Raw genomic sequence first — 12,830 nt, 5'->3', positions numbered from 1 at the left:
TAACGTCTGAAACTCAATGCTAAAACTCAATGCTATGGGTCGAAGGACTCACCCAACTGGGTAGTCCCCACAGAGGAAGCGTGCCTACCTCTCTCGCGGTAGGTTAAAAGAAGATTCCATTCATCATTCCGAGTACCATTGAGTTGGTTTGCTATGGTTTCGATCGCCCGTAAGAACCTGTTTGAAGATATTCCGCGATTTCTGGTGGCTCAGGCTGGGATCATGTTCGCAGTCAGTCTGGTCACCATTCAGACTGGCATCCTCAACGGGTTCACTCGCTCAACGGTGCTGCTGATTGAAAACTCAACGGCTGACCTGTGGATGGCAGCTAGAGAAATGGAAAACCTGGAGTTGACACAACCCATCCCGGCAGAGCGTGTCACCCAGGCGCAACAGGTCGAAGGGGTAGCACGGGCGGAAGCGTTAGCCATTCAGAGCGGTCGGTGGATTAGCCCATCTGGAGATATTGCCAGCGTCCGTATCATTGGCTACGACCCGGCGGGGCAGCTATTTCGGTTGTGGAACGTGACGCAGGGAAGCCAGGCTGATATTCGTCAGCCGTACAGCCTCATCGTTGACGAGGCCAACCTGAAGTCGCTCGGATTCGACCAGGTGGGAGAACAGGCGAATATTGGTGCGGCTCCGGCTCGGTTAGTTGGCTTAACGAAGGGCACACAGTCGATCGCCTCTAGTGCCTTTGTTTTCACCTCATTAGAGAACACAAAAGCGTACGCCACCGCAGGGCTTACTTCTACCGTTCGTTGCCGGACGCAGGCACAGGGTGGAGTAGATTGCACCACCGTATATGAGCGATTGCAGGCTTCACCGAATCAGGCAGCACCAAACGCACCTGCGATTTCTGAGCCACAGCCGCTTAATGCCAACGATCCGATCGCCTATGTTTTGGTAAAAGCAGAGGCAGGTCAAGATGTAACAAACCTTCAGCGACGGCTCAACGACCAATTTCCAAACAATCACACGTACACTCGCGCAGAGATGGCCAACATCACACGCGATTACTGGCAAAGACGCACCGGAATTGGATTCGTTTTAGGATTGGGCGCAACCGTCGGTATCATTGTCGGCGTGGTCATTGTGGGTCAAATCCTGTACTCGTCTGTTTCTGACAACATCAAAGAATTTGGCACGCTCAAGGCGATGGGTGCTTCCGACTGGATCATCTATCGCGTCATTATCGAGCAGGCTCTCTGGATGGCGATCTTGGGCTATATCCCCAGTATTGGGCTGTGTTTAGGACTAGGAACATGGACATTTGCAACGCAGGGCATCATGATTCTCATCACGCCCATTTCTGCTGCTGGAATCTTCGCTATCACCGTCGGCATGTGTGTGGGTTCTGCCATCTTTGCTATTCAAAAGGTGACTCATGTTGATCCAGCCATTGTATTCAAGGCATAGCTCTTTGATAGTGCTGCATGGAGAATCGGTGTCGTGAGTGACCGAGGGGCATTCGTAGCTCTGCCTACACTAGAGATATATGGAAGTAGTGTATTTATGATGAAGCCGCTCTTCCAGTCCGAATCTCACCCACTGGATTGCGTAGCTACCTAAATCTTGTTTTTATTGTTTTCTTCTCGCCAAATCTGCTGTACTTAAGTTCTTAAACCGCATGACTGCTTCTCAAATTAAAGTTAATATGCTCGCAAAGGCAGCACATCACCCGACCTCCGCTAGTTCAGGCGCATTTGAGTCCTCTGATCTCAAATCACCCAAGACGAAGGCGATCGTGACTAAAGGCGTGGAGATGGTATTTCAGTCTGGAAGCCAGCGCTTTCACGCGTTGAGTTCAGTAGATTTGGACATCTATAGCGGCGACGTCCAACTTTTGATGGGGCCGTCGGGATCTGGTAAGACCACCCTATTATCGATCTTGGGTGGCATTCTAACACCGACTAAAGGAAGTGTGCAGATCTTGGACAGGGAAATTACCGACCTGTCTCGCTCTGAACTATCGCGCTTTCGCTTGCACAACATTGGTTTTATCTTTCAAGAATTTAATCTGTTCTCAGCCCTAACCGCCGCTGAAAATGTTGAATTGGTGCTTAAACTAAAGGGTTTCAAGCAGCGAGCGGCTCGCAAAGAAGCAAGAGAACTGCTGGAACAGGTGGGCTTAGGCCAGAAGATTAACAACAAACCCCATGACTTGTCGGGTGGGCAAAAGCAACGGGTGGCGATCGCCCGTGCGTTAGCCGGAAGCCCACAGCTAATCATGGCAGATGAGCCAACGGCGGCACTGGACTCTCAAAGCGGGCATGAGGTGATTGCCCTGCTGCGACAGTTGGCGAAGGAAGGTGGTCGGACGGTGCTCATGGTGACCCACGACCCGCGCATTATTGATGTGGCCGATCGCGTTGCCTATCTGGAAGATGGCAAATTGAAGCGATAGCAAACCCGATGCTTTGAGGGCGCAGGTTCAACCTGTGCCCCGGTTGGTAGCGCTATCGCTTGAGCAGGTCGCGCAGGGTTTCTTGAACCGATCGCGGTTGCCAGCCGAGTTCCTGTCGTGCTTTGGTGGCATCAACGCGAACGCAGCGATCGTACAAATAATGCACCCGCTCCCGGCTCAGCGGCGGTTGCCAGGAAAACAGCCGACCTATGGGGTCGAGTACCGTACCGACAAAGCGGACGATTCCCTCGGGCACTTCAGCCGGAACGGGGATTCCTGCTTCTTGTCCTAAAAACTGAAACATCTCGCGTGTGGTCATTTCTCCGGTTGAGATGATGTAATAGCTTCCCGGTTTTCCCTGGTCGGCCGCTAGCAGCATAGCGTCTACTAAATCATCGACATGGACAATTCCGGTGATGCGATCGCCCCCAGCCCACACTTTTAGCTTGCCGTTGAAGAAGGTATCGAGCACTGGGCCAAAATGTGGATCGTCTGCACCAAAGATGCCGGAGGGCATTAAACTAACGGCGGGCAGCCCGTCTGCGGCGTAGCGATCGACCAACTGTTGTGCCTGATATTTGGTGCGATCGTAGGCGGACGAAAAATCGGTCTGTGTGCGCTGAAAGGTTTCGTCGATGACGCGGCCTTGAGTATCGCCAAACACCCCAATTGTGCTGCAATAGACCAGTTTACAGCCCGATGCCCTGGCCGCATCCAGCACAGCACGAGTGCCTTCTACATTGACCCGTTCCATCTTGGCTGCATCGACGACCCCCAGTTCGACATAGGCCGCTGTATGAAAAACGGTATCAATGCCCTGCATTGCTGTTTCCAGAGCAGCGCGATCGCTAATATCGCCGTATACCAGTGGAACAGTACAACCCGCCAGCCGCGACAAGTTGCTCGACTGGCGCACAAATCCTATAACGGTATCTCCACGGTGTTCCAACGCTTTTACCAAATGCGATCCGGTAAATCCGTTGGCTCCGGTTACGAGTGCTCTCATAAAATCTTCTTGGTAAGTTTGGAAACCCTGTCTCTTTAGAGCAGGGAGGAAAACGATTCAGGCAGTTTTAACTGCCGTGACAAGCAAACCATTAGAACGTCGGATCAACGTAACTTTGCTAGCTGTTATCTGAGCTAACCGTTTCCAATGGGGATCAGATACAGAAACTTGCTTGTCCGTGTCGCCTGAGACATAACCGACACCTTTAGGCGAGTTGACCAAATCACCTTTGCGGAAGCCGTGACGAGTTGTCAAACCGCCATATTTTCGTCGTACTCCACCTTTTGCAGGCACCATTAGATGAAGCTGTCTGCGCGAATAAGGAGGTCTGCGAATTACAAAGAACGTTGATGCCGTAACGTTGATGCAGCCAAACCAGCCAGCACCATACCCAGTCTTGATGTAATATTTGCGATATTCAATAAAGTGGCTTGCTGCAATCGCTACGCCATCAATTGCATGGCTATAGGGTGTTCGCTCTGCCTTGTCTTTTGACTTGATCAACCCTAAATGCTTACGAGTTGAAGCAGTTTGATAACCTTCAATCTTGGCAACAGGTGCAAACTGTTCTAACTGTGTTAGCATCCAGACCTGACCTACCATTACGGCACTGAAGCCTTTTCCGGAACGTGCTTTTTTGCGCCCACTGGTTAAGTCAACATCGGCTCTGAGGTATTCGTATCGAATCTCAGAGACAGGGTAAACCTGGCACAGTTCAGAAACAATCCGCAGTTCAAGTTGACGATTCGCTCGTATTGATGGAGCAAGCTTGCCTTGCCGTCGATTAGAAAATCGTTTTTGACGGTGGGCACGTTGGGGAAACGGCACTTTGCGCTCAATCCTGCGTCCTCTTCGACCTCGGCGCATCAAGCGGCGATTGTCCATCCTATCGCGCACTGTTTTGAATGGCAAAACAAGATGAGCCATGTATAGGGTGAAGTTAGCAGATTGCACCGCAATGCCAGAGTAGAGCTTACCTGGATCGATGCCAATTACGACATCTTGTGTGTCATAACCTGATGGTTGAACCGTCAGTTGAACATAGAACTGACCACTATCAGACCATCGTTTGACAGCTTTGCCAGATGCAATCCACTTCCTAGCTCTTGCTGGTGTAGTGGGCATCCGTGGTTTATGGTCTGGATCAACTACAGGAATTCGCATTTTGGTATAACCCAATTTCTGTTTACGTCTCTTCCCACAACTCAGCAAAGATGTCTTGCCATGATGCAACGCTTTGAGTAAGAAGGCTTAGAGAGAATCCGAATTAGAGAAGCGTTCGGAAGTCTGTGCCATGCTGAGTCTCGATGTGGTAGTCACTACTACGCAAGTCTTACTTCTTGCAAGCCCCGTCAATTCATTGCGGGGTCAGTGACAGCGCTTTTTCGTAGATGCGATAGGTTTTATAAATAGTGGCTCCCGTGGCTTCAATCACCTTACGAGATGGCTCGTTATCTTCGTAGACGTATCCTAGTTCTGCCTGTTTGTACGCTTTTCCAGTCTGCGTGCCGCCGCTCATGCCCAGGTGAATCAAGGCCAGGGGCACCATTTGGCGACGGAACTCTGGCAAGGCACAAATCACAATGACACGCGCCTGGTTCACCTGACGGCGGTACCACAGAAACTTGAGAATGCCTAACCAGTTTAGTTTGCCGTTGACATGCTTGAGGGCAATGTTGTAGTCCGGTAGCGCCATAAAGAAACCAATCATTTCGCCGTTGTGTTCGGCAATCCAGAAAATGTCGGGATCGACCAGGCTTTGCAAGGACTTTCCCTCCTCCATAAATTCTTCTAGCGTCCGAGGGCTGGAACTGTAGTTGTTGACAAAGGCTTTGTTGAACAGAAAATAGAGATTTTGTGCATCTTGAGTAAAGGCTTCTCCTTTGAGATGCAGGGGACGGAAGTGGATGCCTGATTTGGAAGCGATGCGGTATCCCTTCTCGTATCGAGGCGGTAAAGGGCGCTCAAGATTCAAGAGATACGCATAGGCATCCCTCCCCTTCTGCCAGCCGTCTTGCTCCATAAATGCCGGATAGTAGGGCGGGTTGTATGGCATCATGATCATCGGCGGTGAGTCGAAGCCATCGACCAGGAACAAGCAATTGTTGTGGGTGGAAAGATCAATAGGGCCACGGATTTTTGTCATGCCTTGCTCTCGTAGCCACTGGCAGGCTGCGTGTAATAGAGCCTGGGCGATCGCACCATCGTTAATGCATTCAAAAAAACCGAACACCCCAACCGATTGCCCTTCCCGCTCAATCAAGCGCTGGTTAACGGCTGCCACAATTCGTCCAACGGCCTCTGACCCTTTAGCGGTTTGAGTGACGGCAATAAACGGTTGCAGTTTGCCGTACTCCAAAAAAGGATTCTCTGGGCTAAGTTGCTTGGCGATGCTGCTTCGTAAGGGGGGTACCCAGTTTGGATCGGTAGCGTAAACCCGATTGGGGACATTCAGGAACATCTCCTGTTCGGCGGGGGTAGAAACGACCTGAATTTGGAATGCGGTGGCTGGAGTGGGGGCTGTGACCATAACAAGGCGTGTTGATGCAATGTCAGTAATGGAACGTGCGTAATCCAACGGGTTGATGGGGTACCGGGTAGGTGTAACCCATAGACGTTGCCTAGAAGCACATCGTGACCGGGCACTCCTTATGTGGATGACTCACCCGTTCTGGAGTCACGTTCATTATCCAGTGTTTCTAGTTGTTTGCGATGGTACACCAGTGGCCACCAAGCTTCAATATCATCGACGAGGCTCCTGAAGGGCGATCGCCCGTAACCATTCAGGTTCATCAGCGATAGGAACATGCAGCCAGTGGCTTAGCTCTTGAGCCAGCCAGTACACATCCGATGGGTCAAGAATGCTGATATCAAGCTTGCAACGCCGTTTTCGGCCATGTAGCACCAGGGCGATCGCCTGCCACTGCCCAGGCTTGTCTTGCACGTCGGTGTTCAACCCTCGCCAATGAAAGCGATTGATTAACTCTAGCTGACAAAGGTTAGACCGCAGTCCTGTATAGCGGCGATGCCGCAGCCCAAATAGCTCAAAATCGAGAGTAATGTGCTGTTGATTGATGCGGAGCCGAATTTGCCCAAACAAGGCAAACAGAATGTTGAGAAGTACCCCTGCTACTGCAACGCTCAATATCCCTGCAAACAGCACCTGGCTGATGGCTAAAACAAGGTTGAATTCAAAATTAGGTGTGAATCCTTGGGTAAATCGAGTGAATAGGAGGACTGGATTAGATTGGCTGGCCGTTGCCGAGTTGACCATCCAAAAGAAGAGATAGCCAACGATGGGAATGAAAAAGGAGAGCAATGCCGTGAAGTCAAATCTTAGCCCTTGCGATGGCAGGCAAATGTCTAATGCCTCGTCTGTTTTAGTGAACCTGACCTGACTATCAACTGGCTGGTTTAGTTGGGCAAACCGTTGCCGTTGCCGTTGGGGATGGTCGAGCATTTGTAATGCCTCTTGAGCCGATCGCGCCCGTTTGTCCAGGCTGGGTTCAACCATCCACTGCAACCAAGCGGTGAAGTCCGGGCTAAGGCGGGCAAATCGCTCAAACTGAATGCGAAAGTTTGTTTGGGGCAGCTCTGCCGGATGCATTCCGGTGACCAGGTAAATCAACGTTGCTCCAAGGCTATATAAATCAGAAGCAGGCACGGCTCGTCCGCCAAATTGTTCGGGTGGCATGTATCCATAGGTGCCCACTACCGTAATTGTGCCTCCCTCCTGGCCTAGCAAATGCTGAACTGCCCCAAAATCGACCAGGTAAATGGTGCCAATGCCATTGCCAGTGCGATCGCCCAACAGCACATTGCTGGGTTTAATATCGCGGTGAATTACCGCAGGAGTGCGGCTGTGCAAATACAGCAAGATCTCCAGCACGGCTTTGGCGAGCTGCTTCACCTCTGCTTCACTGAAGGTTCGGCCTGCTGTTAAGTAGGCTTCGAGCGATCGCCCTTCTGCATAACTTTGAACCAGCGCAAACGCTTTGCGCCTGGGGTTATCCAGCTCTAAATAGTCTAAATACTGCGGTATGGCTGGATGTGAAAGCATTTTCAGCGTTTCGGCTTCCCGCTCAAACAGCTTCAGATCGGCCCACTCGAAGTCGTTGCCAAGCGAGAGCAATTTAATGACCACAGGTTTTTGAGTGCGGCGATCGCAGGCTAACAGAGTTCGTCGCCCTGGCTTCTTGCCGAGCATCTGGATCGTCTGATAGCGATCGCCTAACTGATTTGGGGTAAAGTCATCTGCCTGGGGTAGGCCAAGATCAGAAGAATCCCAATGGGTCATAGGGGTGCCTTTAGCTAACGTTTCCGCGTAGTTCGCTCATACCAGTTGGCAATATGTTGACTGGTCAACCCGCCCGATAAACCTGTAATGAGGGCGATCGCCAATAGCGTTAAATTTGCTGGCGAGAACCAGCGTTCGGGCGGCAACATCAAAACCTCCCTCAGCAGAAAAATGCTGCCGATCCCAAACAGAGTGCTGATGAGACGAACGGTTTGGCGATAGCGGTGCGGATAAACCAGCGGTGTGTAAAACGCATCAGTCACGACTCCAATGATGATCCCGTTGATGAAACCCAGTAACAAACCCGCTGCTGCACCCGCAACGCTTCCGGCGATCGTGCCAATTAAGGGAACCACAGAAGTGCCAAAAATTCCGCCAAAGGTGCCACCTGTGATAAGCCCCATGCTGGTGCTGCGCCAGACGGTGTTCCACAACAGATAGGGCAGTGATATAACCACTCGATTGCCCGATGCAGAGGGTTGGGCTAGCGATCGCTGCTTCAATCCGGTTAGAGCCTCTTCTGCTGAGCTGGGGCGATCGTCTGGATTGGGCGCGGTGAGCCACTTGAGCCATGCGGTAAAGGCAGCACTCAGATTTACTGCCTGTTCAAACTGAATGTGCAACTCCTTTTGGGGTAAATCAGCCGGATGGTGGCCAGTCAACAGCGCAATTAGGGTTGCACCTAAGCTGTAAAGATCGGACTTTGGGGTGGCATAGCCGCCAAACTGCTCTGGTGGCATATACCCATAGGTGCCAACAATAGTAATTGTGCTGCCTGCTCTGGAAGCCAGCGTTTGAACCGAGCCGAAATCCACCAGATAAACGGTGCCAATGCTATGACCCGTGCGATCGCCCAACAGCACATTGCTCGGCTTGATGTCTCGATGAACCACGGGCGGCTGCCGTCCATGTAGATAAATCAAAACGTTGAGCAGCGCTGCGGCTAACTGTTTTGCTTCTGCTTCGCTAAAGGTTCGCCCCATCTGGCGGTAAGCGTCCAGCGATCGCCCGTTGGCATAGCTTTGCACCAGAGCAAACTGGCGATCGTCTGTGGCATCCCGTTCAAAAAAATCAAGATAGCGCGGAATAGCGTTATGGGATAGTGCTTTTAGGGTTTCTGCCTCCCGCTGAAACAGCTTCAGGTCGTCCCAAACAACGTCAGAATCAAAGGTCAGTAGTTTAATCACAACAGGCTGTTGTGTGTGGCGATCGATCGCCAATAGAGTGCGTCGTCCTGCCGTTTTGCCGAGCTGCTGCTGAACCTCGTAGCGTCCTTGCAGCAACCCATTTGAGGACTGACTGGCCTGGTCAGATCTTGCGTCAGTGGTTTTACCTGCCATAGGCTCTCCTGATGAATTGCAGGCTCAGCAATGAAGCCAATCACCCGATGCAGACGCACCTGTTCAATCTACTGGTCTACCAACCGAAAATCCGTACTTTTAACAAATCAAGCGGTTGAGTCCCATTCCTTAAAACATACCTGTGGTGTCACACGCTTCCCATGACCAAGAGGCTTTACTGAAGCGTTGTTTTAGCAGTTGTGCCCCCCTAACCTGCGGTATTCTTAACCTAAACGGCTCTGCACCTACCAAGCGGTTAGAGTTCAATATTTCAGGTTTTAACCCGTTTAACCCATTCAACCCAATCAAACGATGGTGTCTTCTGCAACCACTTCAATTCGTTCTCAGCAACACCCGTTAATTCATCGCTTGGCCGATTGCATTGAGTCGGTCTGGCAACAGCATCTCGATTTATCTCCCTATCACCTGCCAGAGGATTTGGGGTACGTCGAAGGACGATTAGAGGGCGAAAAGCTGATCATTGAAAATCGCTGTTATCAAACTCCGCAATTTCGCAAGCTGCATATGGAACTGGCAAAGGTCGGCAATGTCCTGGACATTCTCCATTGCGTGATGTTTCCTCGTGCAGAATATGTCTTGCCTATGTTTGGAACCGATCTGGTGGGTGGACGTGGACAGATCAGCATGGCGATCGCCGATTTGTCGCCCATCAGCCACGATCGCACTCTTCCCACGGGTTACCAATCTGACCTGGAAGCATTACCTGCGTTTCAATTTGCTCAGTCTCGCGATTTACCCGACTGGGGCAATATTTTTTCAACGTTTTGTGTGTTTGGGCGACCCGGCACCCCAGACGAAGAAGACCAGTTTCTAGCGCGAGTGAAAGCCTTTCTAGAAGTGCATTGCCAGCAGGCGATCGCCACATCTCCCACACCCGAGCATCAGGCGGAAATGTCGGCAGGGCAGGCGCATTATTGCGCCAAGCAACAGCAGAATGACAAGACTCGTCGCGTTCTGGAGAAAGCCTTTGGGCAAGAATGGGCAGAGCGATATATGACAACTGTGTTGTTTGATCGGCCTGATTAGGCGGTATTAAAAGGCCAAGGGGCGCAGCTAATGCGCCCCTCGTTTCAATTGATCAAACTATCCTGCCCCATCCTTGAAGCTATTCAAGCAGAAGGAGCAAACCGTTTCCGCAACGAGTCCGACCGTCGTTTAGCGGTTGAGTTCTTCGGCTCATGTTTCAGTGCTTCTTCATAGGTCTCAAGGGCTTGAGCCACTAACTGCTTTTTCTCATAGGCAAACGCTAGATTGTTGAGAGCGGTTACATAACCAGGGGTTTGCTCCAGGGCTTCTTTGTATTGCCGGATCGCCAGGTCATACTGCTCTTGCGCGGCGTAAGAAAAGCCCAGGGCATTGTAAATAATGGCAATATTTTCGGCTCCCTTTAGGTCTTTGGACTTCAGGGCTTTTTGAAACTGGGCGATCGCTTGCGTATACAGCTTTTTGTCGAGCAAAATTCCGCCAAGCTCATAATATTCCTGTGCGGTTCCCTTCTCTCGGGTCAGCTTGCTTTGCAAGCGGGAGAGGGTGTTTTCAAGCCGTCGTGTTTTGATAATTTGCCGCACCAACACAACGCTTGCGCCAAGCAGCAACGCTACTAGGATGCCGAGGTAAACTACTGGAAGCGTGCTTTCGTCCATAGCTCGTTAAACAAATATCAAAAGAAAACGCATACTACTTTTTCACACTACACCACAACCTGTAGAGTCAGGGCTTCTGCCGCTAGATGATCTGATTAGGATGCTTGAAATGAATTGGCAGGCAATCTCGTGATGCGGCATCCGTAATACTGCGCTAAACAAACTGCCTCGAAAGCGCATGATTGCAAAGATAAATCTAGAGCTGAATCCGGAAAAACACCCACAAAAAACAACGGCTCTTCAGTGGAAAAGCCGCTGTCAAGCAAACTTTGAGTTCTTTACAAACGTTTTAAGCGAACAAGTTGTTGCAAACCCAACGGATCATGAACCAGGTCTAGTCGCGGTTAAGAGCAATTAACAGCCGCAGAATAAAGATGAACAGGTTGATGTAGGTCAAATACATCGACAGCGCGGCTGGCAAGTATTGCTCATCCTTGTAGGTGCGGGGCAGAATGTAAAAATCTACCACAGCAGCACCTGCAAAGAGAAAAACACCGATTCCAGAAATGCCAATTTCTAACCAGCTAGGGGTATAACCGCCAAACAACGAAAAGAGCAGTTGGCCGATCAGCACTACAAATAGGGCAATAATCCCTAGTCGAACTGTTTGCGTTAGCGCTAATCCATCCTGGTCGGAGAGGTTGGAACCGATTTGGCGAGCGGCAATAAATGTGACTCCACAGCCCAAGGCCGCAATTCCCACGCCCGCAATGCCAACGCCTCCAGTCCCCAGAGCAACATACACCAACCCGCTCAGTGTGTAGCCTGAAAGTAAGCTATAGGTGGCCAGCAGCGGCAAAGCAACGCCGTTATTTCCTCGCTCTGCCACACCACGGGCGACGAAGAAAAGAGCGAGTTCTACAACCATTGCGACCCAGAAGGTGGGCATGAACAATCCAGGATTACTCTGGATTACCCCTAATCCTCCGTAGGTACCGAGCGCTGTAAGGACGAGACCACCGCCAAGAAACGGTAGGGCGTTCGCAATAACATTAGGCCCAATAAGCTGTTGCGTTTGGGCGCGACGCATGGCATCTCGAAAATTGCTGGTATTGCTCATAAGCTTCTGTTAACAGACAGTAATGTTTGGATTTGAATCAAGTCTCTGCTTTGATCTTAGGCGATTTTATAAGGGCGATCGCCCGGATGTTGTTGACTCTTAACCTGAAAATGAACCCGGCTCGACCCATGAACTACTGCGGTCAAGTCAGTGATTCTGCTGATACCACCCTGGGAAACTTTTTCCATTCCCGTGGAATAACGATGGTTTAAACTCGGTCGGAAATCGACAATAAGCCTAAATCTGATACAAGGTGGTTCTTCAGATGACGGCTTCCCAATCCTCTCTCCGTTCTCGCAGTATGGAATTGCTGATGGCTTATCAGCAAAATCCTTCCGTTTCGCTTCGCAATCAGCTCGTTCGAATGAATGCAGGTCTTGTCCGTAAGATTGCTCATCGGGTCAGCCATCAGTGTGCTGAACCCTACGAAGATCTAGAGCAAATTGGCTATCTGGGTTTGATTCGCGCCATTGAACGCTTTAACCCCAGTCAAGGATGTGCATTCAGTTCGTTTGCCGTCCCTTATATCCGTGGTGAGATGCTGCACTTCTTGCGCGATCGCGGTAGTGCTGTTAAAGTACCCCGTCGTTGGCAAGACTTGCAAAAGGATGGGCAACGCGTACGGATGGAGCTAGCCCGAGACTTAGGACGACAGCCCAGTGATACCGAAATTGCTGATGAACTGGGTGTCTCTTCTCAAGAATGGCGAGAAATTAAAATGGCGGTTAAAAATCGCCTGCCGTTAAGCCTGGATGCAACGGTTTGTCAGCAGGTTGATTCGCCGATTACGCTGGGTGAAACGCTGCCAGATGCACATTATCAAGCCCTTCAGCGTCTTGAAGAAGATCGTCAACAGCTTCAGCGGGCGCTCGGTCAACTTGAAGACAAAACACGGGCGGCGATCGAATTTGTGTTCTTTAGCGATCTATCCCGTAAAGAAGTTGCTGAAAAAATTGGTGTCAGCCCTATGACGGTAACCCGTCGTATTCAGCGGGGTCTAGAGCAGATGATGACCTTTCTGCAACCCCAAACATTACAAACCGATCCTTAAGGATT

The 12,830-nt window shown here is 50.7% G+C and carries 12 protein-coding genes; 5 read left to right on the top strand and 7 right to left on the bottom strand.

The window, feature by feature from the left end:
• Window positions 1-153 precede the first annotated feature (153 nt).
• Window positions 154-1,419 carry an FtsX-like permease family protein gene (locus IQ268_RS20550; RefSeq protein ID WP_193883294.1) on the top strand — a complete coding sequence of 422 codons (1,266 nt, stop codon included), beginning with the start codon at window positions 154-156 and terminating at the stop codon, window positions 1,417-1,419.
• A gap of 211 nt (window positions 1,420-1,630) precedes the next feature.
• Complete coding sequence (locus IQ268_RS20545) at window positions 1,631-2,407, top strand: ABC transporter ATP-binding protein (RefSeq protein ID WP_228035571.1); 777 nt, start codon at window positions 1,631-1,633, stop codon at window positions 2,405-2,407.
• A 52-nt stretch (window positions 2,408-2,459) separates the two neighbouring features.
• On the opposite strand, the gene IQ268_RS20540 is transcribed toward IQ268_RS20545, so the two are convergent.
• From IQ268_RS20540 to IQ268_RS20520, 5 genes are all read right to left on the bottom strand, one after another.
• Window positions 2,460-3,413 carry an NAD-dependent epimerase/dehydratase family protein gene (locus tag IQ268_RS20540; RefSeq protein WP_193883216.1) on the bottom strand — a complete coding sequence of 318 codons (954 nt, stop codon included), beginning with the start codon at window positions 3,411-3,413 and terminating at the stop codon, window positions 2,460-2,462.
• A gap of 57 nt (window positions 3,414-3,470) precedes the next feature.
• Entirely contained in the window at window positions 3,471-4,577 is a 1,107-nt protein-coding gene (locus IQ268_RS20535) for an RRXRR domain-containing protein (protein WP_193883214.1), read from the bottom strand.
• Between the two features lie 193 nt (window positions 4,578-4,770).
• Window positions 4,771-5,943 (bottom strand): GNAT family protein, encoded by a 1,173-nt coding sequence (locus IQ268_RS20530; RefSeq protein ID WP_193883211.1) that lies wholly within the window; start codon window positions 5,941-5,943, stop codon window positions 4,771-4,773.
• 213 nt (window positions 5,944-6,156) lie between these two features.
• Window positions 6,157-7,710 carry a serine/threonine-protein kinase gene (locus tag IQ268_RS20525; RefSeq protein ID WP_193883209.1) on the bottom strand — a complete coding sequence of 518 codons (1,554 nt, stop codon included), beginning with the start codon at window positions 7,708-7,710 and terminating at the stop codon, window positions 6,157-6,159.
• A gap of 14 nt (window positions 7,711-7,724) precedes the next feature.
• A complete protein-coding gene (locus IQ268_RS20520; RefSeq protein WP_193883206.1) occupies window positions 7,725-9,050 on the bottom strand; it encodes a serine/threonine-protein kinase in 1,326 nt (441 codons plus the stop codon).
• Between the two features lie 312 nt (window positions 9,051-9,362).
• Between IQ268_RS20520 and IQ268_RS20515 the strand changes: the two genes are divergently transcribed.
• Window positions 9,363-10,097, top strand: a complete 735-nt coding sequence (locus IQ268_RS20515) for a phycocyanobilin:ferredoxin oxidoreductase (RefSeq protein WP_193883204.1) — start codon at window positions 9,363-9,365, stop codon at window positions 10,095-10,097.
• A gap of 83 nt (window positions 10,098-10,180) precedes the next feature.
• Here IQ268_RS20515 and IQ268_RS20510 read toward each other — a convergent pair whose 3' ends face one another.
• Window positions 10,181-10,714, bottom strand: coding sequence for a tetratricopeptide repeat protein (locus tag IQ268_RS20510; RefSeq protein WP_193883202.1), 534 nt, complete (start codon window positions 10,712-10,714; stop codon window positions 10,181-10,183).
• A 334-nt stretch (window positions 10,715-11,048) separates the two neighbouring features.
• Window positions 11,049-11,774: a Bax inhibitor-1 family protein gene (locus tag IQ268_RS20505; protein WP_193883200.1), complete on the bottom strand. Its 726-nt coding sequence runs from the start codon at window positions 11,772-11,774 to the stop codon at window positions 11,049-11,051.
• Between the two features lie 32 nt (window positions 11,775-11,806).
• Between IQ268_RS20505 and IQ268_RS20500 the strand changes: the two genes are divergently transcribed.
• The gene (locus IQ268_RS20500) at window positions 11,807-11,986 is read left to right on the top strand and encodes a hypothetical protein (RefSeq protein WP_193883198.1); all 180 of its coding nucleotides are present in this window, start codon (window positions 11,807-11,809) and stop codon (window positions 11,984-11,986) included.
• Between the two features lie 53 nt (window positions 11,987-12,039).
• Window positions 12,040-12,825 (top strand): RNA polymerase sigma factor SigF, encoded by a 786-nt coding sequence (locus IQ268_RS20495; RefSeq protein ID WP_193883197.1) that lies wholly within the window; start codon window positions 12,040-12,042, stop codon window positions 12,823-12,825.
• Window positions 12,826-12,830: the final 5 nt, after the last annotated feature.

Source organism: Oculatella sp. LEGE 06141 (genome assembly GCF_015207605.1).
Classification (GTDB): domain Bacteria; phylum Cyanobacteriota; class Cyanobacteriia; order Elainellales; family Elainellaceae; genus Oculatella.
Note: the sequence above shows the minus strand (reverse complement) of the source record. Positions and strands in the feature narration are given on the sequence as shown.

Bases quoted from the DNA above. Each gene is read 5' to 3' on its own strand.
- IQ268_RS20510 (WP_193883202.1), bottom strand. From the start codon at position 10,714: ATGGACGAAAGCACGCTTCCAGTAGTTTACCTCGGCATCCTAGTAGCG.
- IQ268_RS20520 (WP_193883206.1), bottom strand. From the start codon at position 9,050: ATGGCAGGTAAAACCACTGACGCAAGATCTGACCAGGCCAGTCAGTCC.
- IQ268_RS20515 (WP_193883204.1), top strand. From the start codon at position 9,363: ATGGTGTCTTCTGCAACCACTTCAATTCGTTCTCAGCAACACCCGTTA.
- IQ268_RS20545 (WP_228035571.1), top strand. From the start codon at position 1,631: ATGACTGCTTCTCAAATTAAAGTTAATATGCTCGCAAAGGCAGCACAT.
- IQ268_RS20525 (WP_193883209.1), bottom strand. From the start codon at position 7,710: ATGACCCATTGGGATTCTTCTGATCTTGGCCTACCCCAGGCAGATGAC.
- IQ268_RS20535 (WP_193883214.1), bottom strand. From the start codon at position 4,577: ATGCGAATTCCTGTAGTTGATCCAGACCATAAACCACGGATGCCCACT.
- IQ268_RS20505 (WP_193883200.1), bottom strand. From the start codon at position 11,774: ATGAGCAATACCAGCAATTTTCGAGATGCCATGCGTCGCGCCCAAACG.
- IQ268_RS20530 (WP_193883211.1), bottom strand. From the start codon at position 5,943: ATGGTCACAGCCCCCACTCCAGCCACCGCATTCCAAATTCAGGTCGTT.
- IQ268_RS20550 (WP_193883294.1), top strand. From the start codon at position 154: ATGGTTTCGATCGCCCGTAAGAACCTGTTTGAAGATATTCCGCGATTT.
- IQ268_RS20540 (WP_193883216.1), bottom strand. From the start codon at position 3,413: ATGAGAGCACTCGTAACCGGAGCCAACGGATTTACCGGATCGCATTTG.
- IQ268_RS20495 (WP_193883197.1), top strand. From the start codon at position 12,040: ATGACGGCTTCCCAATCCTCTCTCCGTTCTCGCAGTATGGAATTGCTG.